The following is a 24,565-nucleotide window of genomic DNA, read 5'->3' as shown; positions in this document are numbered from 1 at the left end:
GCCCGGAAGATCGGCGGTCAGCGCTCGAAGACCACCGTCGTGCGGGCCGGCACCGTCACGGAGTCCGCGGCAGCGGTAGCGCCCTTGACGACCTCGTCGCCACCAGTGGCCTGCACCTCGTGCAGCGTCCAGCCGGACCCCGTCCCCGCGACCGTGGTGGCGGACGGGGTCGCGTTGAAGACCACCAGCAGGCCGTCGCGGTCGGGGTCGGCGTCCGCTCCGACGGTGTCGTCGACCAGCATCGCGATGACACCGGGGGCGGCGTCGAGGAAGGACACCTTGTCCTGGATCGCGGCCGCGCTGCCGAGGCGGAAGAGCGGCGAGGACGTCCGCAGGCGCAGCAGGTCGATCGCCGCGGCGTGGGCGGCGTCCATCGCCTCCGGGCCGGGCCTCATCGCCGGGTCCGCCAGCAGCGGGCGCATGAGGTGCCACCTGTCGGCGTTGTCGGCCGCTGGCGGCAGGCCGGAGCCGAAGGCGTTCTCCCGTCGGGCCCAGTCGACCCGGTTGAACCAGTCGCCCGAGTCGTAGGAGTTGCGGTCCAGGCTCTTGGAGCGGAGCAGGTCGGTCCCGGCGTGCCAGAAGACCACGCCCTGCGACAGCGCCACGGTGGACAGCGAGACGGTGTTCATCCGCACCCGGTCCGCCATCGAGGTGCCCCGCGGCAGCGTGAGGGCCAGCGAGTCGTAGAGCGTCTCGTTGTCGTGGGCGTCGACGTAGGTGACGGTCTCGGCCGGGTCGGCGGCGTACCCCGCCGGCTGGCCGTGGAAGTCGACGTCCTTGCCCAGCACGGTCGCGCCGGAGGAGGTCCGGAACGAGAAGTCGCGCAGGTTGCCGGCCAGGCCGAGCTTGACCAGGTCCTGCGCGCGGCGGAGGGCCTCGCGCTGCTCGTCGCGCGTGCCGTTGACCTCCGCGCCGTTGGGGTCGGTGAAGAGGCCGGAGCCGAAGCCCTGCACCTGCGGGTCCTCGTCGAACGGTCCTCCCCCGCGCACCGCGTCGCGGAGCCGGTCGCTGAAGGAGCCGATGCCGGTGCCGGCCAGGTTGCGCTGGGTGGCCTGGACGAAGAGGGCGTCGTCGGCGACCTCGCCGAAGCTCCACCCCTCGCCGTACAGGTAGATCGCGCGGCCGTCGACACCGTCGCGACGCACGGTGAGCCGGTCGAGCGCGGCCCGCAGGCGCTGCATGGTCGCCAGGCCGTGGTGGCCCATCAGGTCGAAGCGGAAGCCGTCGACCTTGTAGTGCCGCGCCCACGTGAGCACGGAGTCGATCATCAGCTTCTCCATCATCCGGTGCTCGGTCGCGGTGTTGGAGCAGCACGTCGAGCTCTCCACCGCGCCCGACGCGTCCAGCCGGTGGTAGTAGCCCGGGACGACCCGGTCGAGGACCGAGGTCGCGGCCTGCCCGCTCGCGGCCGTGTGGTTGTAGACGACGTCCAGGACCACCTGGAGGCCGGCGCCGTGGAGGCCCTGCACCATCCGGCGGAGCTCCACCGTGCGGCGGGTGCCGTCCGGGTCCGTGGCGTAGGAGCCCTCGGGAGCCGTGTAGTGCAGCGGGTCGTAGCCCCAGTTGAAGCCGTCCTTGTTGCGGACCGCGTCGATGCACTCCTGCTGCTCCTCCGAGTCGGGGGCCATGGCAGCGAGGTCGCAGGCGGGGACCTGCTGGGCCGACCGGCGCTCCTCGATGGTGGCGATGTCGAACACCGGCAGCAGGTGCACGGTGTTGAGCCCGGCGCCGGCGAGGCGGCGCAGGTGGCGCATGCCGTCGGTGTCGTCGTGGGTGAACGCGAGGTAGGTGCCCCGCTCCCCCGCCGGCACCGTCTCGTCGCCGATCGAGAAGTCGCGCACGTGCAGCTCGTAGACGGTGCGGTCCACGGGCCGGGCGATCCGGGGCGCCGTCGTACCGGACCAGCCTGCGGGAGCCAGCGCCGGGTCGGACAGGTCGACCACGAGCGACCGGGCGGAGTTGGCGGTCAGGGCCACCGACCAGGGGTCGGTCACCCGGTTGGTGACGACCTCCTGGGCGTCGGGGGCCCACACCACGACCTCGTAGGTGTAGGCCGCGCCGTTCCAGGACGCGGGCCCCGTGTCGGTCCACGTGCCGTCCGACCCACGTCGCATGGGCACCCGCCGGTCGCCGACGAGCGCGGTCACGGACTGCGCGGTCGGGGCCCACAGGGACAACGTCGGTCGGCCGCCCTGCCAGCTGACCCCCAGCTCGCGGTCGGCCGCGGCGGCGTACAGGTCGTCGAGGACGCCGGGCACCTGCACTCCGGTGGCGTCGCGCAGCCTCCCGTCGGTGGCGTACGACGCGACGGCGAGCTGGCCGGTCAGGATCTCCTCCACCTGCCGGACGGCGACCCGGTCGAGCCGGAACGCCGCGTGGCCCTCGAGCCGCGGGAAGTCGGTGAGCACCTCGGCCGGCAGCCCGGCCGGGTCGTGGCGCAGCGGGACGCTGGAGCCGCCGGTGACGGCCTCGGCGTCGACGGCCAGGTCGCCGGCGGTGGACCAGTGCAGGCGGTGACCGGCCATGTGCGCGTCGGACACGTCCCAGGCGACCAGGTCCTTGCGCACCCAGTGGGCCCTGGCGAGGGTCAGGTCCGGGGTCGCCCCGGCAGTGCGCGAGCTGACGGCCGGCCGGTGGCCGGGCGCGTCGTACGAGAAGACCACTTCCACTCCTGCCGCCGGTACGTCGAGGCCGATGGTGCCACCGTCCCGCACGTGCGGGAACGACACTGCGAAGGAGGTCCGCGGCGGGCCGCACGTCACTACACTCGCGAGCCACGGACCGGGGAGGGGACTGTGGAGGGGACGCCGACGACCGAGGACACGACCTCGCTGGCCGCCGTCCTGCGTGCGCTGCGCGAGCGCGCCGGTCTCTCGCAGGAGGAGCTGGCCCGTCGGGCCGGACTCAGCACCCATGCCGTCAGCGCCCTGGAGCGGGGCACCCGCACCCGGCCCTACCCGCACACCCTCCGTGCCCTGTCGGCGGCGCTGTCGCTCCCGGAGGCCGACCGCTCCCGGCTGATCGCGTCGGTGCCACCCCGCGCACGGCCCGCACGCGCCGCCTCCGACGCCGCCACCGCACGCCCGCGTGACCTCCCGGTCCCGACCACCGCCCTCCTGGGGCGCGACGAGGACGTGCGTCGCGTGGGTCGCCTCCTCGCCGAGCACCGGCTCGTGACCCTCAGCGGCACGGGCGGGGTCGGCAAGACGCGCCTGGCGCTGGCGGTCGCCGCCGACGTCCGGGACCGGTACGCCGACGGCGTGACCCTCGTCGAGCTGGCGCCGCTGATGGAGCCGTCGGCGGTGCTCCCCGCCGTCGCCGACGCGGTCGAGGCGACCCGCGGGGTCGGGCGCAGCGTCGCCGAGGACGTCGTCGAGCGGGTCCGGGGCCAGCACCTGCTGCTGGTCCTCGACAACCTCGAGCACCTCCTGGACGCCGCGCCGGAGGTCGCCGCGCTGATCGAGGCGGCGCCTGACCTCACCGTGCTCGCGACCAGTCGCGCACCCCTGCGGGTGCGGGGCGAGACCGAGGTCGCCGTCGAGCCGCTCGGGCTGCCGTCCGCGACCACGTCCACGGCCGCGTCACCGGCCGCGCGGCTGCTGCTGGAGCGGGCCGGCGCCGTGAGCCCCGGGTGGGGCACGGACCCCGCGGAGGAAGCTGCCGTCGCAGCGACCTGCGTCCGCCTCGCGGGCCTGCCGCTCGCGCTCGAGCTGGCCGCCGCCCGCGCCCGGCTGCTCGACCCGGCCACCCTGCTCACCCGTCTCGACACCGCTCTCCGGGAGGGCCCGCGCGACCTGCCGGCCCGGCAGCGCACCATGCGCGCCACCCTCGACTGGAGCCACGGCCTGCTCGGCGAGGACGAGCAACGGCTGCTGCGGCTGCTGGGGGTCTTCGTCGGCGGCTTCACCCTCGCCGACCTCGAGGACGTCGTCGCGCGCACCGGAGCCCCTGCGGGCTCGTCGGTGGCACTGCTGGAGTCGCTGGTCGAGCACTCGCTGGTGGTCACCGCGCCGGGCGGCACGCGCTTCCGGATGCTGGAGCCGGTGGCTCAGTACGCCCGCGTGCTGCTCGTCGAGGCCGGGGAGTGGGAGGCGGCCGCCACCGCCCACGCCGCCCACTTCCTCGCCCTCGCCGAGGCCACGGGTCCCCGCTACCGCGACGAGGGCCAGGTGGCCGCGCTCGCCCGGATCGATCCCGAGCACGCCAACCTCACCGCCGCTGCCGAGCGGATGCTCGCCGGCGGCGACGTGGAAGGCGCGGCCCGGACGGCGTGGGCGCTGTGGCTCTACTGGTGGTTGCGCGGCCACCACGGCCACGGTCGGCGGCTCGCCGAGGCGGTGCTGGCCCGGGGTGGGATGGCCGACGACGTGCACGCCCGCGCCGCGCTGGCCGCCGCGACGATGTGCTTCGCGATGGACGACGTCGACGCGGCCCTGCACTGGTGGCAGGACGCCCACCTTCACTCCACCGGCAACCCGGTCATCGACTCCAACTCCGTCGCCGGGATCGGGCTGGCCGCCCTCGCGCGCGGCGAGCTGGTGACCGCACGCGAGCAGTTCACCGCCGCCCTCGACCTCGCGGCGCGGGGCGGTGAGGAGTCGGAGTGGACGTGGGCGCTCGCCCACATCTGGCTGGGGACCGTGGCCCTGCTGCTGGGCGATCCCGACGAGGCCGTACGCCGGGTGGAGGCCGGGCTGGCGTCCGCCCGGCGGCGCGGCGACCGGCTCGCGTCGTACATCGCGCTCTACAACCTCTTCCAGGTCGAGCTCGCGCGCGGCGAGCACGCCCGCGCCCGCCGGCACCTCGAGGAGGGCCTGCGACTCTCCACCGAGACCGGCGACCAGGCCAACCTCGCCTACCTGCTCGACGCGCTGGCGACCATCGAGGCCGCCGAGGGCACCGTGTCGCGGGTCCCGCTGCTGGTCGGCGCCGCCCAGGGGATCCGCGAGACCATCGGGTCCCGCGGCTACGGGTACTACCGACCGGACCCCGACGTCCTCGCCGCTGCCGAGGCCGCCGCCCGGCAGCGCCTCGGCACCGACCGGTACGACGACGCGCTGGACGCCGGCCGTGCGCTCAGCCCCGAGCAGGCCGCCCACCTGGCACTCGGGGGCCACACGGCCTGATCCCGCACCCGCACACCACCCGTACACCTGCTGCTGTGCGTGGTGCGGCGCCCGGCCGCGGATCGACAGTGGTGCCGCGGCCCACCGGTCGCGCACCCACCGTCAAGGAGACGCCGTGACCACCACCCTCGAGCCCGGCACCGCGCCCGGCGCCACCTCCACGCCGACCGGCCTCAGTTGGGCCGTCGCCGGCGTGGCCGCCGGCCTGGCCGGCATCGCCTCCGTGGCCGCCAGCATGGGCACCGGAGCCGTCTACGAGTCCGACATCGCCGGCGATGCCCCGGCCATCACCGAGCGGCTGGCCGAGATGACCGGCGCGATCATGGCCTTCCACGTCGCCACCATGGTGTCGGCGCTGCTGGTGGTCGTCTTCGCCGCCGGGCTGCACCGCGACCTGGCCGGTCGCCTCCCCGCGAGCAGCACGCTGCCGATGGTCGCGTCCTCCGGACTGCTGCTCGTCGCCGCCGCGCAGCTGCTCGGCTCCGGGCTCACCACCGAGTTCGTCTTCGGCGTGCAGGACCCCGAGCAGCTCGTGCCGGAGACCGCCGTTCTGTTCGGGCACTGGATCGGCACGATCCCGTGGCTGTGGGGCACGGCCGGGCTCACCGCCGTCGCCCTCGGGATGGCGTCGCGTGCCGCCGGCTACCCCCGCTGGCTGGGGCTGCTCGGCCATGGCCTCGGCGGGCTGCTGCTGCTCCTCGCGGTGAGCCCGCTTCAGTACATGGCCGGCATGGTCGGACCGGTCTGGCTGACCGTCACCGCGATCGGCCTGCTCGTCTCCCGCCGCGGACGCTGAGCCGGCCATGACGCCCCCCGGCTTCGCCGACTACGCCGACTTCGTGGCCCTGCGTCGCCCCGCCCTGCTGCGGGCCGCCGTGGCCATCACCGGTGACCCGCACCGGGCCGAGGACGTGCTCCAGGGCGCGCTCCTGCGGGTGCTGCCGCGCTGGTCGTCGATCCGGGACGGGGCCGCGGCCGACGCGTACGTGCGCCGGGCCATGCTCCACCAGCACATCAGCTGGTGCCGGCAGCCGTCGTACCGCCACGAGTCGGTGCGCAGCGAGGTCCCCGAGCCCACGGGGGGCGGGCTCGGGGCCTCGCCACCCGGGCATGTCCCCGGGGAGCTGTGGCCGCTCGTCGCCGCCCTGCCGCCCCGGCAGCGCAACACGGTGGCGCTGCGCTTCTACGAGGGGTTGTCCGTCGCCGAGACCGCGACCGCCCTCGGCTGCTCCCCCGGCACGGTCAAGTCCAACACCCACCACGCCCTGGCCCGACTGCGGGCCATGATCGAGCACGACGACCTCCCGGTCGCCGGCTGACACCGAGAGGTCCACCCATGTCCACCACGCCGACCACGGGCTGGCTGCCCGCGTCCTTCGTCCACCCGACCCATGTGGAGGTCGGGCTCGGGCACCACCTGCGCCCGATCCGGGCCGAGGACGTCGACCTCGACATGGTGGCCGTGATGGGGTCGCGCGAGCGGCTGTGGAGCATCTACGGCGACGCCTGGGGGTGGCCGCCGGCCTCGATGACGCACGAGCAGGACCGCGAGGACCTGGCCCGGCACGCCGCCGAGATGGTGACCCACGAGTCCTTCAACTACGCCCTCCTCGACACCGACGAGACGGCACTGCTCGGCTGCGTCTACATCGATCCCCCGGAGAAGCCGGGGGCGGACGCCGAGATCTCGTGGTGGGTGGTCGACGAGTGCGTCGGCACCGACGTCGAGGCCGCGCTCGACGCCCTGGTCCCCCGCTGGATCGCGGCCGACTGGCCCCTGGAGCAGCCGAGGTACGTCGGTCGCGACCTGTCCTGGGCGGAATGGGCAGCGCTGCCCGACCTGTCCCGCTGACGACGTCACGGGACCTTCCCAGCCCGCTCTCAGGCAGGACACAGGGTCACGCCACACACTCGGAGCATGAGCACCACGCCCCCGCCCCCGTTCGAGAACCACCCGACCACCGTCTACGGCGCGTACCCCTACGGGAACCCGCAGGCACCGCCGCCCGCGCCGCGCCGCGGCCGGGGCCGGGGCGGCCTCGTGGCGGGCGTCCTCGTCACCACCCTGCTCGTCGGCGGTGGCGCCGGCTTCGGCGGCGCGGCGCTGTGGGACCAGACCCAGGGCGACGCCGCCTCCTCGTCGGCCACGGCGACGGCCACCACGCCGGTCATCGACCAGGGCGACACGCCCGCCACCGACGGCTCCGTGGAGTCCGTCGCCTCCTCCGTCCTCCCGTCGGTCGTCACCATCCAGGTCGCCGGCCAGCAGGGCGAAGGCTCCGGCTCGGGCATCATCCTCAGCGCCGACGGCACGATCCTGACCAACAACCACGTGGTCGAGGTCGCCGAGGGTGGCGGCACCGTGCGCGTCTACTTCGACGACGGCACGAGCGCGCCCGCCGAGATCCTCGGCACCGACCCGCTCACCGACACCGCCGTGATCAGGGCGGAGGGTGTCAGCGACCTCACCGCGGCGACCATCGGGCAGTCCGCCAACCTCGACGTCGGCCAGGACGTGGTGGCCTTCGGGGCGCCGTTCGGCCTCGACTCGACCGTCACGAGCGGCATCGTGAGCGCGCTGGACCGTCCGGTCAACGTCGGCTCGGACAGCGAGGGCAACTCCACGACGTACCCCGCGATCCAGACCGACGCGGCGATCAACCCCGGCAACTCCGGCGGGCCGCTGGTCGACATGACCGGCGCCGTGGTCGGCATCAACTCCTCCATCCGCACCGCCTCGCAGAGCTCCGAGAGCGGCGGCTCGATCGGCCTCGGCTTCGCCATCCCCATCGACGAGGTGATGCCGATCGTCGACCAGATGATCGCCGGCGAGACCCCCACCCACGCCCGCCTCGGCATCCAGGTCGGCGACGCCGGGTCGGCGGCCGACGGCGCCAGCGGCGCCCTGGTGCGCGAGGTCGGCGAGGGCTCGACCGCTGCGGGTGCCGGCCTCGAGCAGGGTGACGTCATCACCCGCATCGACGACCGGGCCATCACCGACGCCGACTCCCTCGTGGCCACGATCCGCTCCTACCGCCCCGGTGACGAGGTCCAGGTGACCTGGCAGCGCAACGGCGAGCAGCAGACCGCCACGCTGGAGCTCGACACGGACGCCGCCACCGGCTGACGGACGACTGGGCGCTGCGCACATCGCCTCGTGTGGTCGGTCGCGCCATGATGGGGACCGCCCCACCGGGCGACGACCCTGAGGAGTCCCATGCAGCTCGAGCTGTCCGCCGAGGACGCCGCGTTCCGCGAGGAGATGCGCACGTTCTTCACCACCGAGTTCCCCCAGGGGATCCGCGACGCGGTGCTGGAGGGCCGGCACCTCTCGCGTGAGCAGATCGTGGAGAGCCAGCAGGTCCTCAACCGGGCCGGCCTCGCGGTCCCGCACTGGCCCGAGGAGTGGGGCGGTCGCGGGTGGAGCGACCTGCAGCGGCACCTGTGGCACGAGGAGATGCAGCGGGCCGGCGTGCCCACGCCGCTGGCCTTCAACGCCTCGATGATCGGCCCGGTGATCGCGCAGTTCGGCAGCCAGGAGCAGAAGGAGCGCTTCCTGCCGGCCACGGCCAACCTCGACATCTGGTGGTCGCAGGGCTTCTCCGAGCCCGACGCCGGCTCCGACCTGGCCAGCCTGCGCACGACCGCCGTCCGTGACGGCGACGACTGGGTCGTCAACGGACAGAAGACGTGGACGACCCTGGGGCAGTACGGCGACTGGATCTTCACGCTGGTCCGCACCGACCCGGAGGTGAAGAAGCAGGCCGGCATCTCCATGCTGCTCATCGACATGACGCTGCCCGGTGTCGAGGTGCGCCCCATCGAGCTCATCGACGGCGGCCACGAGGTCAACGAGGTCTGGTTCACCGACGTGCGGGTCCCGGGCGACCTGCTGGTCGGCGACCTCAACGGCGGCTGGACGATCGCCAAGTTCCTCCTCGGCAACGAGCGCGTCGGCGTGGCCCCGGTGGGCGCCACCAAGCGGGCGCTCGCGACCCTCAAGGACAACGCCGGCGACCGGCTCGACGACCCCTACGTGCGGGCCCGGATCGTCGAGATCGAGAACGAGCTGCTCGCCCTCGAGCTCACCGCGCTGCGCGTGGTGGCCCACTCGGCCGGCGGCGAGCCGCACCCGGCGTCCTCGGTGCTCAAGCTCAAGGGCACCGAGCTCCAGCAGGCCGTCAGCGAGCTGGCCGTCGACCTGGCCGGCCCGGCGTCGATCGCCTCCGGGGCCGACGACGACTCCCCGCTCGCCGGCTGGGCGCGTCGCAGCGCCCCCACCTACCTCAACCTCCGCAAGGCGTCGATCTACGGCGGGTCCAACGAGATCCAGCGCCAGATCATCGCCCGCACGATCCTGGGACTCTGACATGGACTTCACGTACGACGACGAGCAGCAGGCCCTGCGCGATGCCGTCCGCGGGCTGCTGGACAAGCAGTACGGCGACTACGAGGTGCGCCGCCGCACCACCACGACGGACCCCGGCTTCGACGAGGACCTCTGGGGCCGGCTGGCCGAGATGGGCGTCCTCGGCCTCCCCTTCGCCGAGAGCGACGGCGGCGTGGGCGCGGGTCCGGTCGAGATCGGCATCGTGTGCCGCGAGCTCGGCCGGGTGCTCGCCCCCGAGCCCTACCTCACCGGCGTGGTGCTGGCCGGCGGCCTGGTGTCCGCCGCCGGCACCCCCGAGCAGCGGGCCGAGGTCCTCGGAGCGGTCGCGGCCGGCGAGCGGGTGCTCGCCGTCGCCCACGACGAGCCCGACGGCCCCCGCTGGGCGACCGACGCCCCCGGCACCACCGCGACGCAGGCCGGCGACGGCTGGACCCTCACCGGCACCAAGGACCCCGTCCTCCACGGCGCGCGCGCCGACCAGGTCGTCGTCACCGCCACGCTGCCCGAGGGCGGCACCGGGCTGTTCCTCGTCGACCCCGCGGCCGCCGGCGACACGCTCGACCGCACCGGCTACCCGACGTACGACGGGGGGCGCGCCGCGCGGATCGTCCTCGACGCCACTCCCGCCGTGCTGCTGGGCGACGCCGCGACCGACCGGTCCGCGACCCTCGCCACGATGCTCGACCTCACCCGGGTGATGGCGGCCAACCAGGCGCTCGGGGTGATGCAGGCGCAGCTGGCGGCCACGACGTCGTACCTCACCAGCCGCAAGCAGTTCGGCGTCACGCTCAACACGTTCCAGGCGCTGACCTTCCGGGCCGCGGACATGTACGTCTCGCTCGAGCTGACCCACAGCGTCGTCGACTGGGCGACCATGGTCATCGCGACCGGTGACCGGGACCGGCTCACCGAGGCGGCCGCCCGGTGCGCCCTGCAGACCAGCCGGGCGTCGCGGCACATCGGCCAGGAGGCCATCCAGCTGCACGGTGGCATCGCGATGACGGCCGAGTACTCCGTCGGCACCGCCACCGCCCACCTGACCGTGCTCGACCACCTCTTCGGCGACGGCGACCACCACCTCGGCACCCTCGCCGCGGGCGTCACCGACCACGACACCCTGGAGGCACTGGGCTGATGGACCTCTCCCTCTCCGACGAGCAGCAGGCCTTCCGCGACCTGGCGCGCACCTTCCTCGACAAGGAGGCGGTCCCGCACCGCACCCGGTGGGACCGCGACGAGGCCGTCGACCTCGCGATCGTGCCCAAGATGGCCGAGATCGGCTTCTTCGGCCTCACCATCCCGGAGGAGTACGGCGGCCTGGGCGGCGACTACGTCACCTACGCGCTGGCCATGGAGGAGCTCGGCCGCGCCGACTCCGCGCTGCGCGGCATCGTGTCGGTCAGCAGCGGCCTGGTCGGCAAGTCGATCCTCTTCTTCGGCTCCGAGGAGCAGAAGCAGGAGTGGCTGCCCCAGCTGGCCACCGCGAGCAGGCTGGGGTGCTTCGGGCTGACCGAGCCCGACACCGGGTCCGACGCCGGCAACCTCACCTCGCGGGCGACCCGCGACGGCGACGACTGGGTGATCAACGGTCAGAAGCTCTTCATCACCAACGGCACCTGGGCCGACGTGGCCCTCGTCTTCGCCCGCACCAGCGACGACGGGCCGCGCGGCGTCACGGCGTTCCTCGTCCCCACCGACACCCCCGGCTTCGAGGCCCACGAGATCAAGGGCAAGCTCGGCCTGCGCGGCCAGGCGACCGCCGAGCTCTTCCTCGCCGACGTCCGTGTCCCGGCCTCGGCCGTGCTGGGCGAGGTCGGCCAGGGCTTCAAGATCGCCATGAGCACCCTCGACAAGGGCCGGCTCGCGGTCGCCGCCGGGTGCGTCGGCATCGTGCAGGGCTGCCTGGAGACGTCCGTGGAGTACGCCACCAGCCGGATGCAGTTCGGCCGGCCGATCGCCGGCTTCCAGCTCGTGCAGGACATGATCGCCGACATCTCGGTGGACGCCGACGCCGCGCGGCTGCTGGTCTGGCGCTGCGCCGACCTCGTCGACCGGGGGGAGCCGTTCGGCACGGCGGCGTCCAAGGCCAAGCTGTTCGCGTCCGAGGCCGCCGTCCGCGCCGCCAACAACGCGATCCAGGTGCACGGCGGGGCCGGGTACGTCGACGACTACCCCGCCGCCAAGTACCTCCGCGACGCCCGGGTGATGACGCTCTACGAAGGCACCTCGCAGATCCAGAAGCTGCTCATCGGGCGGGCCGAGACCGGCATCAGCGCGTTCGTCTGACCGGCGTCACGCCGCGTGCGCGGTGCTTCACGCCGCGTGCGCGGTGACCGCCAGCCAGAGCAGCATCTTGTCGCGCGGCTCGGTGAGCTGGCGTCCGGTGAGCCGCTCGATCTGCTTGAGTCGGTAGATCACCGTGTTGCGGTGGCAGTAGAGCTCCTCGGCCGCGTGGGTCGGGGAGCCGTCGTGGGCGAGCAGGGCGCGCAGCGTGGTCAGCAGGGTGTCCGCCTGGGGGTGGGCGAGCAGGTCGCCGAACGCCTCGGCCACCAGCAGCGGCGTCACGTGGGAGTCACCGGCCAGGAGCACCTCCGGCAGCCGGTCGGTGACGCCGACCGCCCCGGCCTGCCCGGACGGCAGCGTCTCGGCCGCCCGCAGTGCCAGCTGGAACGCGGTGCCGAAACCGGCGACGCCACCGGCGCTCCCGGCGACGGCGACCCGGCCGGTCGCCACCGGCGCGAGCATCTCGACCAGGACCGCCTCGTCGGGCAGGGCGCCCGAGACCAGGCCGTAGGCGACGCCCGAGCGGACGTGCCAGTGGGAGACCAGGCCCTGCCGGTCGAGCCGGTCCTCGACGGGACCGACGACGTCGGCCCCCTCGCCGTCGGCGAGCACCACCACGCAGGAGACCGCGTGGTCCGCGGCGACACCGAGGGCTGCCCTGGCCCCGGCGGCGTAGGACGGGTCGCCTCCCCGACCGTCGACCAGGCCGTCGAGGACGGTCTGCTGGCGTTGCTGGTCGCGGCGCTGCACCCGGTCCCGCTCGCGGTGGTAGGCCTCGATGAGCACGGCGTTCTGGACGTCGAGGTTGGCCCACACCCCGCGGGCGGCGCCCAGCAGGTCGGCGTCGGGCACGTGCCCGTGCGTCGTCGCGGTCTCGGTCAGCGCCTCCCACAGCACCCGCGCGCCCATCGTGTAGGCGTTGAGGACCAGCTCCAGGGGCACGCCCTGGCGCGCCCGGCGCCTCCCGGTCTCCCGCCACAGCTCGACGGCGGTGGCGGTGTCGGTGCTGACGCCGGAGAGGTTCTGCAGGCCGCGGCGGATGTGCTCGCGGCAGCTGTGGCGCACGTCGTCCGGGAGGTGCGGGCTGATCGTGCGGTAGGCGTCGAGGTCCTTGGCCAGCAGCCGCGACGAGATGACGTCGGCGATCTCGTCGGCCCGGTGCAGCACCAGTCGCCAGGCCCGCGCCACGGCGTCGGGCTCCGGGTCGGTCCACGAGGCGGCGGTCGCGTGCGCGCGCTCGCTCGCACTCTCGCTGGCCCGGGACACGCCGCCACCGTGTCACTCCGTGCACACAGAGCGCCAGCCGGAATGACATTTCTGCCTCGGATCTTGTGCAGTCCGCCCAATGTGCTCGGCGCCCATGGTCGCCAGAGTGGTGCGCATCACATCTCGGACCCGGAGGTCAGACGCGCTCGTGACCGAACTCCAGCTCAGCGGCATCACCGTCACCTTCGGCGGGCTCACCGCCCTCCAGGACGTCGGCCTCACGGTCGGCCCGCGCCAGGTGCACGGGGTCATCGGCCCCAACGGCGCCGGCAAGACCACGCTCTTCAACGTCGCGTGCGGCTTCGTGCAGCCCGACAGCGGCGACGTCGTACGACGAGGGGAGCGGGTCGAGGGCCTGCGACCGCGCGACCTCCCCCGCCTCGGCATGGCCCGCACCCTCCAGGGGCTCGGCCTCTTCGACCGGATGACGGTGCTCGACAACGTCATGGTCGGCGCCGACCACCACGCCCGCTCGGGCTTCGTCGGCTCCCTGCTGGCCCTGCCCCGGGCCGGCGCGGACGAGCGGGCGCTGCGCGACCGGGCCCACCGGGTGCTCGACGACCTCGGCGTCGCGTCGTACGCCGACCGCTACCCGCCGAGCCTGCCCTACCCCATCCGCAAGCGGGTGGCGCTGGCGCGGGCGCTGGTCTCCGAGCCCGACCTGCTGCTCCTCGACGAGCCCGCCAGCGGGCTGTCGGCCGGTGAGATGGAGGAGCTCGGCGACCTGGTGCGCGCGCTCACCGAGCAGATGTCCGTGCTGCTCGTCGAGCACCACATGGACCTGGTGATGCGGGTCTGCGACGAGATCACCGTCCTCGACTTCGGCAGGGTCATCGCCCACGGCACCCCCGACGAGGTCCAGGGCGACCCCGCCGTGCTCGCCGCCTACCTCGGTGAGGACGTGCACTGATGCTGACCCTCACCTCACTGACCGCGGGCTACGGCCCCGTCACCGCACTGGAGGACGTCTCGCTCACCGCCCGCGAGGGCGAGATCACGGCCGTCCTCGGCGCCAACGGCGCCGGCAAGACCACCCTGCTGCGCACCGTCTCGGGCCTGCACCGCGCCCGCAGCGGCACCATCAACTTCGACGGCACCCGGCTCGAGTCGGTGGCCGCCGAGAAGATGCCGCGCCTCGGCCTGGCCCACGTCCCCGAGGGACGTGGAGTCATCACCGAGCTGACCGTCGAGGAGAACCTCCGTCTCGGTGGCCTCGGCCGCGGAGGCCGCGTGTCGGCCTCCGACCTCGAGCGGGTCAACGACCTCTTCCCGATCCTCGGCGACCGCAGCGCCGCCCTGGCCAGCACCCTGTCGGGCGGCGAGCGGCAGATGCTCGTCATCGGGCGGGCGCTGATGGCCCGGCCGACGATGCTGCTGCTCGACGAGCCCTCCCTCGGGCTGGCCCCGCGGATCGTCGCGCAGATCTTCGGCCTGGTGCGCACCCTCGTGCGCGAGGAGGGGCTCAGCGTGCTCCTCGTCGAGCAGAACGCCCGCAGCGCCCTCTCCGTCGCCGACCACGGCGTCGTGCTCAACCTCGGTCGCGTCGTCGCCGACGCCCCCGCCGACGAGCTGGCCGGGGACGACCAGCTCCGCCACGCCTACCTCGGATTCTGAACCCCCCGACCAGGAGCCTCCCTGTGCAGCAGTTCTTCAACACCGCCCTCACCGGCCTGACCCTGGGGATGGTCTACGCCGCGTTCGCCCTCGCCCTGGTGCTGATCTGGCGCTCGACCCGGATCGTCAACTTCGCCCAGGCCCCGATGGCGATGGTCACCACGTTCGTCGCGCTGGTCGTGATCGACGCCGGCTACAGCTACTGGCTCGGCTTCGTCGCCGCGCTGGTCTCCGGCCTCGTCCTCGGCGCCGTGATCGAGCGGGTGGTCATCCGACCGGTCGAGGGCAAGGCCGAGATCAACGCCGTGATCCTCACCCTGGGCCTCTTCATCGTCCTGCACGGCCTGGCGGCGGTGGTCTTCGGCAACCGCTACCGCTCCTTCCCCGCGCCCTTCGGCCTCGAGGGCCTGACCGTCGGGGGCACCACCATCGCCCTCAACGGCTTCGGCGTCTTCACGATCGTCTCCGTGCTCGTGGTGATGGGCCTGCTGGTGGCGCTCTTCCGCTACACCGACGTGGGGCTGCGGATGCGTGCGTCGGCCTTCAACCAGGAGGTCGCGAGGCTGCTCGGCGTCAAGGTCGGCGCCATGCTCACCCTCGGCTGGGCGCTGGCCTCGGTCGTCGGATCGCTGGCCGGCCTCCTCATCGCCGGCGGCAGCCTGGTCCACCCGTCGTACATGGACTCGGTCGTGGTCTTCGGCTTCGTCGCCGCCGTGCTCGGCGGCCTCGACAGCCCGCTGGGCGCGGTGGTCGGCGGCCTCATCCTGGGCGTCTCGCTGAGCTTCGTGAGCGGGTACGTCGGCAGCCAGCTCGTCGCGCTGGCAGCGCTGGTGATCCTGATGCTCGTCCTCACCCTCAAGCCGGGCGGCCTCTTCGCCCAGGCGCCGGAGCGGAGGGTCTGATGCGCGACCGGATCGTGTCCCTGCGCCGGCACGTGCTCGCCCGGCACCTGTTCCTCGCCCTGGTCGGCCTCCTCGTCGTGGTCGTGGTGGTGGAGAGCGTCTCCGACTACCGCAACACCCAGCTGGCCTCGATGGCCTACCTCGGCATCGCCGCCGGCGGGCTGACCGTGCTCACCGGCATCAACGGCCAGATCTCGCTGGGGCACGGGGCGCTGATGGCCATCGGCGCCTACACCTCGGCGCTCCTGCTGCCGGACCGCGACGCCACCGTGCCGCTGACCGTGGTGATCCTCGCCGCGGTGGCCGTCACCCTCGTCGTCGGCGCCGCCGTCGGGCTGGCCGCCGCCCGTCTGCACGGCCCCTACCTCGCCGGCGCGACCCTGGCCCTGGCGGTCGCGGTTCCGGGCATCGCCCTCTACTTCAAGGACACCCTCGGCGGCGAGCAGGGCCTGCGCGTGGTGATGCCCGACATCCCGGTGTGGGTGCTCGACGCGGTGTTCTTCGTGACCGGCCAGGACCTCACCCGCTCGCGCTTCACGGCGTACGTCGGGTGGCTGACGCTGATCGTCGTCTTCCTGCTGCTGGCCAACCTCAGCGCCGGTCGCACCGGGCGCCGCTGGCGGGCGGTGCGCGACGACGAGGTCTCCGCGGAGCTGGCCGGCATCGACCTGGGCCGCGCCCGCGTCTCGGCCTTCATGGTGAGCGCCGCCGCGGCCGGCGCGGCCGGCGCGATCCTGGCGTTCACGGTCAAGCTGGCGGCCCCGAGCGCGTTCACCCTGACGCTCAGCCTCACCCTCCTCGCCGCGATCGTGCTCGGCGGGCTCGGGAGCCTCGCCGGCGCGCTCATCGGAGCCGCCCTGCTCACGTTCCTGCCCAGCGTGGTCACCGACATCGGCCGCAACGCCGGGCTGAGCGACATCCAGGCCGCCGAGCTGGCCCCGCTGGTCTACGGGCTGGTGATGGTCGCCGTGATCCTGCTCGCCCCCACCGGCATCGTCGGGTCGCTGCGCAGCGGCCTCCAGCGGGCCCGGTCCCGCCGTCGTACGACATCCCCCACCACCACATCGAAGGGAACAGCATCATGACGAGACACATCCGGGGTGGCGGCCCCTTGGTCGCCGCCCTCGCCGCGGCCCTCGCCCTCACGGCGTGCGGCGCGGGCGGACGCGACAGCTCCGACGGCGAGGCGGCCGTGGCCGACCCCGGCGTCACCGACGACACCGTCACGATCGGCGGCACGTTCCCGCTGACCGGCGTCGCCGCCCCCGGTTACTCCGAGATCCCGACGGGCGCGAAGGCCTACTTCGACTACGTCAACGAGCAGGGCGGCATCCACGGTCGCCAGATCGAGTACATCGTCAAGGACGACGGCTACAACCCGACGACCACCAGCACGGTCACCAACGAGCTGGTGCTCAAGGACGAGGTCTTCGCCACCGTCGGCTCGCTGGGCACGCCGACCCAGGCCTCGGTCGCCGACTACCTCAACGACGAGGGCGTCCCCCAGCTGATGGTCTCCTCGGGCTCGCTCCAGTGGGGCGACGACGTCGAGAACCGGCCGCTCACCTTCGGCTGGCAGCCCGACTACGAGTCGGAGGGCAAGATCATCGGCCAGTGGGTCGCGGAGAACATGCCCGACGCCAAGGTCGGCCTCTTCCTGCAGGACGACGACCTGGGTGAGGACGCCGAGAAGGGCGTGCGCCAGTTCGTCGACGACCAGATCGTCGCGGTCGAGCGCTACACCTCCGGCAACACCGACGTCGCACCGCAGGTCTCCGGGCTCCAGGCCAAGGACGCCGACCTGGTGCTCGCGTTCAACACCCCGTCCTACACCGCGCTCAGCCAGCTGGTCGCGCTCAAGACCGGCTACAAGCCGCAGTGGTTCTACGCCAACATCGGGTCCGACCCGGCGCTGGTCGGCTCGCTGCTGGAGCGCTTCTCCGAGGGTGCCGTGGCCGGCAGCTCCGCGGCACTCGACGGCGTGATGACCACCGAGTACATCCCCGGCATCGACAGCGCCGACGACCCGTGGGTCGAGCTGTGGCAGCAGGTGTGGGACGAGCACGGCGACGACGGCGAGCTCACCAACTACCGCATCTACGGCATGTCCCAGGCCTACGCCTTCGTGCAGGCGCTCGAGGCGGCCGGTGAGGACCTCACCCGCGAGGGCCTCGTCGAGGCCATCGAGGAGGGCGGCACCGAGTGGGAGGGCCCCCAGCTCGCGCCGTTCCGCTACAGCGCGGACAGCCACATGGGCATCTCCGGCATGCGCATCGTCGAGCTCAAGGGCGGTGTGGGCGAGCCGCTCACCGACGTGCTGGTGACCGACATCGGCGACGCCGAGATCACCACGGACGACTCCGGCCAGGCCGACGATGCTCCCCCGGAGGGCGGCGTCCCGACCAGCTGAGAGGGACCCGGCTCGGGGCTCAGTCCAGGCGCTTCTGGAAGTCCCCGAGCCGGGCCACCGGCACGAAGCCCATCGCCTCGTTGACACCGACCATGTGCGCGTTGACCTCGGCGTTGTAGGTCGTCAGCCGGCGCACGTCCGGGCGCTCGCGCTCGAGCAGGCGCAGGTTGGCGACCTTGACCGCCACCCCCAGCCGATGGCCGCGGTGGTCGCGCCGCACCAGGGTCCCCCACTGGTAGGCCCGCCCCGGCTCGTGGACCGTGGTCGCGAGGTCGGTGTAGGCGACCACGACGCCGTCGGCGTCGAGGGCCACGGTGTTGTACTTCGTGCGGCCCTGCCGCTCGATCGTCGCCTCGCGCTCACGCACCGCCTCGGTGCTGACCGCCTCGGGCTCGAGCTCGAGGTCGCCCGTCGGCGCCTCGGTCGCCAGGCTCGACGTCAGCTCGGCCCAGCCGCGGAGCAGGTCGTCGGGGACCGGCCCCACCCACGACCTCAGCGTGTACGCCGCGTGGGCACGCGCCGCCTCCTCGGCCAGGCGGTCGAGGACCCCGGCCGCCACCGGGAGCGTGAGCTCGCGCTGCACCTCCGACAGCGCGAGCGACCAGCCACGAGCGGCCGCGAACGCCGGCCCGGACGCGCCCGCCCCGTCCGACCCCGCGTCGTACGGCCAGGAGGCGAGTCCGGTGAGGACCCGGCGCCCCCGCTCGGCGGCGACGCCCTCGAGGTGCCGCAGCATGGCGGAGCCGTGCCCGCGGCGCCGGTGGTCGGGCAGGACGTGCACCGTCATCTCGGCCAGCTCCGGGTTGTCCAGCAGCGGGGTGCGCATCCAGCCGCTGGCCACCGCCTCGCCGTCGACGAGGCCCGACCACCCGCCCGACCACGAGTGCGATCCCCGGTCCTGCATCAGGGCCCGGATCTCCTCGAGCTGCCACACCGCGGCGACGTCGCCGAGCTCGTGCCGCTCGGCGACGTCGTACACGTGGTGCCACGCGTCGAGCGCGGCGTCGTCGGCCGGGTCGAGCTCCCGGATCTCCAGCTGGCTCATCGCGACCTGGCCACCCGACCCTCGTCCCAGACCGGCCCGTCGGACTCGTAGACCTCGCCGTCGGCGCCGTAGACCAGGAACCGGTCGAAGCCCCGGGCGAACCACCGGTCGTGGGTGACGGCGAGCACGGTGCCGTCGAAGGCGTCGAGGCCCGTCTCCAGGGCCTCGGCGCTCTGCACGTCGAGGTTGTCGGTGGGCTCGTCGAGGAGCAGCAGGGTCGCGCCGCTCAGCTCGAGCAGCAGGATCTGGAAGCGCGCCTGCTGGCCGCCCGAGAGCGACTCGAAGGTCTGCTCCCCGGCGTGCGCGAGCTCGTAGCGGTCGAGCACCCGGCTCGCCTGCTCGCGACCCATCCCGGCGCGGCCCTGGCCTGCGGGCTGGCCGTCGCCGCGGTGCAGGACCTCCAGCAGCGTCTTGCCGCGGAGCTCGGGGTGGTCGTGGGTCTGCACGAACCACCCGGGACGCACCCGGGCCCCCAGCTTGGCCTTGCCGGTGTGCGGCACCGGGGCGGGCGGCTCCCCCACCGGGCGGTGCTCGACGTCGGGGTCGCTGCCCCCGGCCGCGAGCAGCCGCAGGAAGTGCGACTTGCCGGAGCCGTTGGACCCCAGGACCGCGACGCGCTCGCCGTACCAGACCTCGAGGTCGAAGGGCTTCATCAGCCCGGTGAGCTCGAGGTCGGTGCACACCACGGCGCGCTTGCCCGTGCGACCGCCCCTGAGGCGCATCGACACCTGCTGCTCGCGCGGCTGCTCGGTCGGCGGGCCGGCCTCCTCGAACTTGCGCAGCCGCGTCTGGGCGGCGCGGTACTGCGAGGACATGCCGTCGTTGTACTCGGACTTGATCTTGAGCCGCAGCACGAGCGCCTTGATCTTGGCGTGCTCCTCGTCCCAGCGACGGCGCTGCTCCTCGAAGCGGAGGAACCGGTCCTCGCGGGCCTCGTGGTAGCTCGCGAAGCCGCCCGGGTGCGTCCAGACCAGGTTGCCGGCCGCGCCCAGCTCGACGGTCACGATCCGGGTCGCGGTGTTGGCCAAGAGCTCGCGGTCGTGGCTGATGAACAGGATCGTCTTGGCCGACTCGCGGATGCGCTGCTCGAGCCAGATCTTGCCGGGCACGTCGAGGTAGTTGTCGGGCTCGTCGAGCAGCAGCACCTCGTCGGGGCCGCGCAGGAGGTACTCCAGCACCAGCCGCTTCTGCTCACCGCCGGAGAGGGTCGAGAGCGAGCGGTGCCGGGCCCGGTCGTAGGGCAGGCCCATCGAGGCGACGGTGCACGTGTCCCAGGTGACCTCGAGGTCGTAGCCACCCGCGTCGGCGTACTCCGACAGCGCCTCGGCGTAGCGCATCTGCGTCGCCTCGTCGTCGGTCTCCATGAGCGCGAGCTCGCACTCGTCGACCGCGCGCGAGGCCGCCTGCACCCGCGGCGGGGCGACGCTGAGGAGCAGGTCGGCGACGGTCTCGTCGATCCCTCCGTGGCCGACGAACTGCCGCATGACGCCCAGCCCGCCGGAGCGGTTGACCGCGCCTGCGTGCGGGACGAGGTCGCCGGTCACGATGCGGAGCAGGGTCGTCTTGCCGGCGCCGTTGGCGCCGACCAGCGCGACCTTGGCACCGTCACCGACCCGGAAGCCCACGTCGTCCAGAAGCACTCGTCCGTCGGGCAGCTCGTAGCGCACTCCCGACACATCCACATGTCCCACGCGGACCATTGTCGGTGACGCGGAGGCCTGCGGCCACGCGTTAAATCCGGCGGGCGGCGTGTCGGAAGTGGTCTGGACCACTTTAGGGTGGAGCGCATGTCCGTCCAGAACGAACCCACCACGTCCACCGTCCCCAAGTGGCGCGTCATCGGTCCCGGCCTCGTCGTCGCCGCCACCGGCGTCGGCGCGGCCGACCTCGTCGCCACCCTGATCGCCGGTCAGAAGTTCGGCTACACGCTCCTGTGGTGCGTGGTCGTGGGCTGCCTGATGAAGATCGTCCTGGTCGAGGGGGCGGGTCGCTACTCCCTCTCCACCGGCCGCACGATCTTCGAGGGCTGGCGCTCGCTGGGCATCTGGACGACGTGGTACTTCGCCCCCTACATCGTCATCTGGGGCTTCGTGTACGGCGCCGCGGCGATGGCCGGCACCGGGCTCGCGCTCGCCGGGCTCACCGGGGTCCTGTCGGTCACGTGGTGGGGCATCCTCTCGGGCCTCATCGGCCTGGCCCTGGTGTGGACGGGCCGCTACAGCACCTTCGAGAAGGTCCTGGCCGCCCTCGTCGGCCTGATGTTCGTCACCATGGTCGGCGCCGCACTGCTGGCCACCCCCAACATCCCCGAGCTGCTCACCGGGCTCGCCCCGCGCATCCCTGACGGCGGCCTGGTCAACACACTCGCCCTGGCCGGTGGCGTCGGCGGCACCATCACCCTCGCGGCGTACGGCTACTGGCTGCGCGAGAAGGGCTGGTCCACCCCGTCGTACATGCGCGTCATGCGCATCGACAACACGGTCGCCTACGTGGTGACCGGGCTCTTCGTGCTCGCCACCCTGGTCGTCGGCGCCGAGCTGCTCTACTCCACCAACGTCGCCATCGAGCAGGGCGACGCCGGCCTCGTCGACCTGGCCGTGGTGCTCCAGGACCGGTACGGCGAGTGGGCCGGCAAGGTCTTCCTCGTCGGGTTCTGGGCGGCCGCGATGTCACTCGTCGGCGTGTGGAACGGCGTGAGCCTGATGTTCGCCGACTTCATGACCAACGTGCGCGGCGGCACGAGCGAGGACGCGGACGCCCGCGCCGGCGGCAAGTGGTACAAGGCCTACATCCTGTGGCTGACCTTCCCGCCCATGGCGATGCTGTTCCTCGGCAAGCCGGTCTGGCTGATCCTCGCCTACGGCGTGCTGGGCGCGTTCTTCATGCCGTTCCTCGCGGTCACGCTGCTGTGGCTGCTCAACACCGACCGCACGCCGGTCGAGTGGCGCAACAAGCTCCACTCCAACGTGCTGATGGCGATCATCGCGCTGGCCTTCGTCGCGCTGTGCGTCAACGAGGTGCGCAAGGCCGTCTCCGGCGTGTGACCCCCACGCGGGTGGCCCGGACGGATCAGAACCGTTCGGCCACCCGCCGGGCGGCGATCTGCAGGACGTCCCACGCCGTCGAGAACGGCGGGGCGTAGGCGAGGTCCATCCAGGCCAGGTCGTCGACCGTGCCGCCGGCCCACAGGACCGCCGCGGCGGCGTCGACGCGCTTGCCCGCGCCGCGACCGCCCACGACCTGCACGCCCAGCAGCCGCCGGGTGCCCCGGTCGGCCATCACCCAGAGGGCCACGGGATCGGCCTCGGGCATGTAGCCGCTCGCGGTGCTCCCCTCGGTCACCAGGGCGACCGGGTCCAGCCCGGCGGCCTCGGCCTCCGCGCGGCCCAGCCCGGTGCGGGCGATCTCGAGGTACTCCCCACCCGCGGCGAAGCGGGTGATCGAGGTGTCCACGACCCCCGGGAAGGACAGCGTCCCGCCGGCGAGCGAGTCGCCCAGCGCCCGTCCGTGCTTGGTGGCGTGGGTGCCCAGGGGCCGGAAGACCCAGCGGTCGTCGACGCGGCGGCGTACCTCGCAGCAGTCACCGGCCGCCCACACGTGCTCGGCCACGCGTCCGTGCGGGTCCGGGCGCAGGGCGCCGTTGTCGGCGGCCTCCAGGCCCGAGCCGTCGAGGAAGGCGGTCCCGGGCCGCACCCCGATCGCGAGGACGACCAGGTCGGCGTCGCGGGTGCCGCCGTCCCAGTGCACCCCGGTGACCCGGTCGCCGTCGACCTCGAGGCCCGTCACCTCGGCGCCGAGCACCACCTCGGCACCCGCGTCGCACAGCGCCACGGCCACCCGCTCGGACATCTCCTCCTCCAGCAGGGCGAGCCCGTGCCCGCGGGTCAGCACGGTCACCCCGAGGCCGCGGCGCAGCGCAGCCTCGGCGACCTCGACCCCGATGTAGCCCGCGCCCACGACCACGACGTGGGCACCGTCGCCGGCGGCGTCGAAGCGGTCCAGCCACGCGGCGCCGTCGTCGAGCGTCTTGACCGGGCCGACCGTGTCGTACGGCGTGCCGTCGGGGCGCAGCGCCCAGTCCGGCACGATCGCGGGAGCACCGGTCGCCACCACCAGCTCGTCGTAGTCCAGCACCTCCCCGGACGCGGTGGTCACCGTGCGGGCCGCGAGGTCGGCGGCGACCGCCTCGGTGCCCAGCCTCAGGTCGATCCCGGCCTCGCGGTGCCGCTCGGCGGTCCGGGCGACGAGGTCGTCGCCGGAGTCGACGTCGCCGGCCATCCAGTAGGGGATCCCGCACGCGGAGTACGACGTGTGGGTGCTGCGCTCGAGGACGGTGATCGCGAGCTCGCGCCCGGTGCGCCGGGCGGTCCGCAGCGCCTGGTGCGCCGCCGACATGCCCGCGGCGTCGGCCCCGACGACGAGGACGCGCGTGCGCTTGCTCATTCCTCGGTCTGCTTGGCCCACAGGTTGATGCCGGAGTCGACGGCGTGCCGGTCGATCGCGGCCAGCTCGTCGTCGGTGAGCGGCGGACCGTCGAGGGCGTCGAGGTTGGTGTCGAGCTGCTCGACGCTGCTCGCACCGATCACCGCGCTGGTGACCCGCGGGTCGCGCAGCGCCCACTGGAGGGCGAGCTGGGCGAGCTTCTGCCCTCGCTGCTGCGCGATCTCGTCGAGCGCCCGGACGCGGTCGAGCACGTCGTCCTCGAGCCCGGCCAGGGTGCTGTCGTCGCGGGCCGCGCGGCTGTCCCCGGGGACGCCCTTCAGGTAGCGGTCGGTCAGCAGGCCCTGGGCGAGGGCGGTGAAGACGATGCAGCCCATCCCCTGCTCCTCGAGCTCGTCGAGCAGGCTCTGCCCCCCGTCCTGGGGGGCCTCGATCCAGCGGTTGAGCATCGAGTAGGACGGCTGGTGGATCAGCAGCGGGGTGCCGAGCTCGCGGGCGATGGTCGCCGCCTCGCGCGTCTTGTCGGCGGAGTACGACGAGATCCCGGCGTACAGAGCCCGGCCGCTGCGCACCGCGGTGTCGAGCGCCGCCATCGTCTCCTCGACGGGCGTCTCGGGGTCGAAGCGGTGGCTGTAGAAGATGTCGACGTAGTCGAGGCCCATCCGGGCCAGCGACTGGTCGAGGCTGGCGAGCACGTACTTGCGACTGCCGCCGCCCTGGCCGTAGGGCCCGGGCCACATGTCGTAGCCGGCCTTGGTCGAGATGACGAGCTCGTCGCGGTAGGGCGCGAAGTCGTCGCGGAGGTAGCGGCCGAAGTTCTCCTCGGCGCGGCCGTAGGGCGGGCCGTAGTTGTTGGCCAGGTCGAAGTGCGTCACGCCGCGGTCGAAGGCGCGCCGCAGGATCGCCCGCTGGGTCTCCTCGGAGCGGTCGGTACCGAAGTTCTGCCACAGCCCCAGGCTCAGCGCCGGGAGCTTGAGCCCGCTCCGGCCGGTGAAGCGGTAGTCCATGGAGTCGTAGCGGTCCTCGGCTGCGTCGTACGTCATGGGTCCACTCTTGCAGGTGGACTTGTGCCCCGGGCCTAGCGTGGAG

The 24,565-nt window shown here is 73.3% G+C and carries 20 protein-coding genes; 14 read left to right on the top strand and 6 right to left on the bottom strand.

Going from position 1 to position 24,565, the window contains the following annotated elements; translation table 11 throughout:
* Positions 1 to 17: 17 nt before the first annotated feature.
* Entirely contained in the window at positions 18 to 2,729 is a 2,712-nt protein-coding gene (pulA, locus tag ASG88_RS09580; protein WP_235534787.1) for a pullulanase-type alpha-1,6-glucosidase, read from the bottom strand.
* Positions 2,730 to 2,795: 66 nt separating this feature from the next.
* On the opposite strand from pulA, the gene ASG88_RS23045 reads away from it, so the two are divergent.
* The 8 genes from ASG88_RS23045 to ASG88_RS09540 all read left to right on the top strand — a co-directional run bounded on the left by ASG88_RS23045 (position 2,796) and on the right by ASG88_RS09540 (position 11,802).
* Positions 2,796 to 5,126, top strand: a complete 2,331-nt coding sequence (locus ASG88_RS23045) for an ATP-binding protein (RefSeq protein ID WP_056887176.1) — start codon at positions 2,796 to 2,798, stop codon at positions 5,124 to 5,126.
* A 115-nt stretch (positions 5,127 to 5,241) separates the two neighbouring features.
* Positions 5,242 to 5,922, top strand: a complete 681-nt coding sequence (locus ASG88_RS09570) for a hypothetical protein (protein ID WP_056887175.1) — start codon at positions 5,242 to 5,244, stop codon at positions 5,920 to 5,922.
* A gap of 7 nt (positions 5,923 to 5,929) precedes the next feature.
* Positions 5,930 to 6,445, top strand: coding sequence for a SigE family RNA polymerase sigma factor (locus ASG88_RS09565; protein ID WP_056887174.1), 516 nt, complete (start codon positions 5,930 to 5,932; stop codon positions 6,443 to 6,445).
* Positions 6,446 to 6,462: 17 nt separating this feature from the next.
* A complete protein-coding gene (locus ASG88_RS09560) occupies positions 6,463 to 6,978 on the top strand; it encodes a GNAT family N-acetyltransferase (protein ID WP_056887173.1) in 516 nt (171 codons plus the stop codon).
* A 66-nt stretch (positions 6,979 to 7,044) separates the two neighbouring features.
* Positions 7,045 to 8,253, top strand: coding sequence for a S1C family serine protease (locus ASG88_RS09555; RefSeq protein WP_056887172.1), 1,209 nt, complete (start codon positions 7,045 to 7,047; stop codon positions 8,251 to 8,253).
* A gap of 90 nt (positions 8,254 to 8,343) precedes the next feature.
* Positions 8,344 to 9,495, top strand: a complete 1,152-nt coding sequence (locus ASG88_RS09550; RefSeq protein ID WP_056887171.1) for an acyl-CoA dehydrogenase family protein — start codon at positions 8,344 to 8,346, stop codon at positions 9,493 to 9,495.
* A gap of 1 nt (position 9,496) precedes the next feature.
* Entirely contained in the window at positions 9,497 to 10,651 is a 1,155-nt protein-coding gene (locus tag ASG88_RS09545) for an acyl-CoA dehydrogenase family protein (protein WP_056887170.1), read from the top strand.
* Positions 10,651 to 11,802, top strand: coding sequence for an acyl-CoA dehydrogenase family protein (locus tag ASG88_RS09540; protein WP_056887169.1), 1,152 nt, complete (start codon positions 10,651 to 10,653; stop codon positions 11,800 to 11,802). Before ASG88_RS09545 ends, ASG88_RS09540 begins: the two co-directional genes overlap by 1 nt.
* A 27-nt stretch (positions 11,803 to 11,829) precedes the next feature.
* Here ASG88_RS09540 and ASG88_RS09535 read toward each other — a convergent pair whose 3' ends face one another.
* Positions 11,830 to 13,065, bottom strand: coding sequence for a PucR family transcriptional regulator (locus tag ASG88_RS09535; protein WP_056887168.1), 1,236 nt, complete (start codon positions 13,063 to 13,065; stop codon positions 11,830 to 11,832).
* Positions 13,066 to 13,213: 148 nt separating this feature from the next.
* Between ASG88_RS09535 and ASG88_RS09530 the strand changes: the two genes are divergently transcribed.
* Genes ASG88_RS09530 through ASG88_RS09510 form a run of 5 tightly spaced genes read left to right on the top strand, consistent with a single transcriptional unit; the run spans position 13,214 to position 17,991 of the window.
* On the top strand, positions 13,214 to 13,975 hold the full coding sequence (locus ASG88_RS09530; protein ID WP_235534786.1) for an ABC transporter ATP-binding protein: 762 nt from the start codon (positions 13,214 to 13,216) through the stop codon (positions 13,973 to 13,975).
* Entirely contained in the window at positions 13,975 to 14,679 is a 705-nt protein-coding gene (locus tag ASG88_RS09525) for an ABC transporter ATP-binding protein (protein ID WP_056887166.1), read from the top strand. The genes ASG88_RS09530 and ASG88_RS09525 overlap by 1 nt, the downstream gene beginning before the upstream one ends.
* 23 nt (positions 14,680 to 14,702) lie before the next feature.
* Positions 14,703 to 15,581 (top strand): branched-chain amino acid ABC transporter permease, encoded by an 879-nt coding sequence (locus tag ASG88_RS09520; protein WP_056887165.1) that lies wholly within the window; start codon positions 14,703 to 14,705, stop codon positions 15,579 to 15,581.
* Positions 15,581 to 16,666 (top strand): branched-chain amino acid ABC transporter permease, encoded by a 1,086-nt coding sequence (locus ASG88_RS09515; protein ID WP_056887164.1) that lies wholly within the window; start codon positions 15,581 to 15,583, stop codon positions 16,664 to 16,666. The genes ASG88_RS09520 and ASG88_RS09515 overlap by 1 nt, the downstream gene beginning before the upstream one ends.
* Complete coding sequence (locus ASG88_RS09510) at positions 16,663 to 17,991, top strand: ABC transporter substrate-binding protein (RefSeq protein ID WP_056887163.1); 1,329 nt, start codon at positions 16,663 to 16,665, stop codon at positions 17,989 to 17,991. Before ASG88_RS09515 ends, ASG88_RS09510 begins: the two co-directional genes overlap by 4 nt.
* A gap of 19 nt (positions 17,992 to 18,010) precedes the next feature.
* On the opposite strand, the gene ASG88_RS09505 is transcribed toward ASG88_RS09510, so the two are convergent.
* Complete coding sequence (locus ASG88_RS09505; protein ID WP_056887162.1) at positions 18,011 to 19,036, bottom strand: GNAT family N-acetyltransferase; 1,026 nt, start codon at positions 19,034 to 19,036, stop codon at positions 18,011 to 18,013.
* Positions 19,033 to 20,727 carry an ABC-F family ATP-binding cassette domain-containing protein gene (locus tag ASG88_RS09500; RefSeq protein ID WP_056887419.1) on the bottom strand — a complete coding sequence of 565 codons (1,695 nt, stop codon included), beginning with the start codon at positions 20,725 to 20,727 and terminating at the stop codon, positions 19,033 to 19,035. Before ASG88_RS09500 ends, ASG88_RS09505 begins: the two co-directional genes overlap by 4 nt.
* A gap of 96 nt (positions 20,728 to 20,823) precedes the next feature.
* Here ASG88_RS09500 and ASG88_RS09495 point away from each other — a divergent pair, with 96 nt between their 5' ends.
* Positions 20,824 to 22,080, top strand: a complete 1,257-nt coding sequence (locus ASG88_RS09495; RefSeq protein ID WP_056887418.1) for an Nramp family divalent metal transporter — start codon at positions 20,824 to 20,826, stop codon at positions 22,078 to 22,080.
* 25 nt (positions 22,081 to 22,105) lie between these two features.
* Here the strand turns inward: ASG88_RS09495 and ASG88_RS09490 are convergent, their stop codons facing one another.
* Positions 22,106 to 23,479, bottom strand: coding sequence for an FAD-dependent oxidoreductase (locus ASG88_RS09490; protein WP_056887161.1), 1,374 nt, complete (start codon positions 23,477 to 23,479; stop codon positions 22,106 to 22,108).
* Positions 23,476 to 24,519: an L-glyceraldehyde 3-phosphate reductase gene (gene mgrA, locus ASG88_RS09485; protein WP_056887160.1), complete on the bottom strand. Its 1,044-nt coding sequence runs from the start codon at positions 24,517 to 24,519 to the stop codon at positions 23,476 to 23,478. The genes ASG88_RS09490 and mgrA overlap by 4 nt, the downstream gene beginning before the upstream one ends.
* Positions 24,520 to 24,565 lie beyond the last annotated feature (46 nt).

This window comes from Nocardioides sp. Soil777 (assembly GCF_001428425.1).
Taxonomy (GTDB): domain Bacteria; phylum Actinomycetota; class Actinomycetes; order Propionibacteriales; family Nocardioidaceae; genus Nocardioides; species Nocardioides terrigena.
Note: the sequence above shows the minus strand (reverse complement) of the source record. Positions and strands in the feature narration are given on the sequence as shown.

Bases quoted from the DNA above. Each gene is read 5' to 3' on its own strand.
- ASG88_RS09565 (WP_056887174.1), top strand. From the start codon at position 5,930: ATGACGCCCCCCGGCTTCGCCGACTACGCCGACTTCGTGGCCCTGCGT.
- ASG88_RS09560 (WP_056887173.1), top strand. From the start codon at position 6,463: ATGTCCACCACGCCGACCACGGGCTGGCTGCCCGCGTCCTTCGTCCAC.
- ASG88_RS09555 (WP_056887172.1), top strand. From the start codon at position 7,045: ATGAGCACCACGCCCCCGCCCCCGTTCGAGAACCACCCGACCACCGTC.
- ASG88_RS09550 (WP_056887171.1), top strand. From the start codon at position 8,344: ATGCAGCTCGAGCTGTCCGCCGAGGACGCCGCGTTCCGCGAGGAGATG.
- ASG88_RS09545 (WP_056887170.1), top strand. From the start codon at position 9,497: ATGGACTTCACGTACGACGACGAGCAGCAGGCCCTGCGCGATGCCGTC.
- ASG88_RS09540 (WP_056887169.1), top strand. From the start codon at position 10,651: ATGGACCTCTCCCTCTCCGACGAGCAGCAGGCCTTCCGCGACCTGGCG.
- ASG88_RS09525 (WP_056887166.1), top strand. From the start codon at position 13,975: ATGCTGACCCTCACCTCACTGACCGCGGGCTACGGCCCCGTCACCGCA.
- ASG88_RS09515 (WP_056887164.1), top strand. From the start codon at position 15,581: ATGCGCGACCGGATCGTGTCCCTGCGCCGGCACGTGCTCGCCCGGCAC.
- ASG88_RS09510 (WP_056887163.1), top strand. From the start codon at position 16,663: ATGACGAGACACATCCGGGGTGGCGGCCCCTTGGTCGCCGCCCTCGCC.
- ASG88_RS09505 (WP_056887162.1), bottom strand. From the start codon at position 19,036: ATGAGCCAGCTGGAGATCCGGGAGCTCGACCCGGCCGACGACGCCGCG.
- ASG88_RS09495 (WP_056887418.1), top strand. From the start codon at position 20,824: ATGTCCGTCCAGAACGAACCCACCACGTCCACCGTCCCCAAGTGGCGC.
- ASG88_RS09490 (WP_056887161.1), bottom strand. From the start codon at position 23,479: ATGAGCAAGCGCACGCGCGTCCTCGTCGTCGGGGCCGACGCCGCGGGC.
- mgrA (WP_056887160.1), bottom strand. From the start codon at position 24,519: ATGACGTACGACGCAGCCGAGGACCGCTACGACTCCATGGACTACCGC.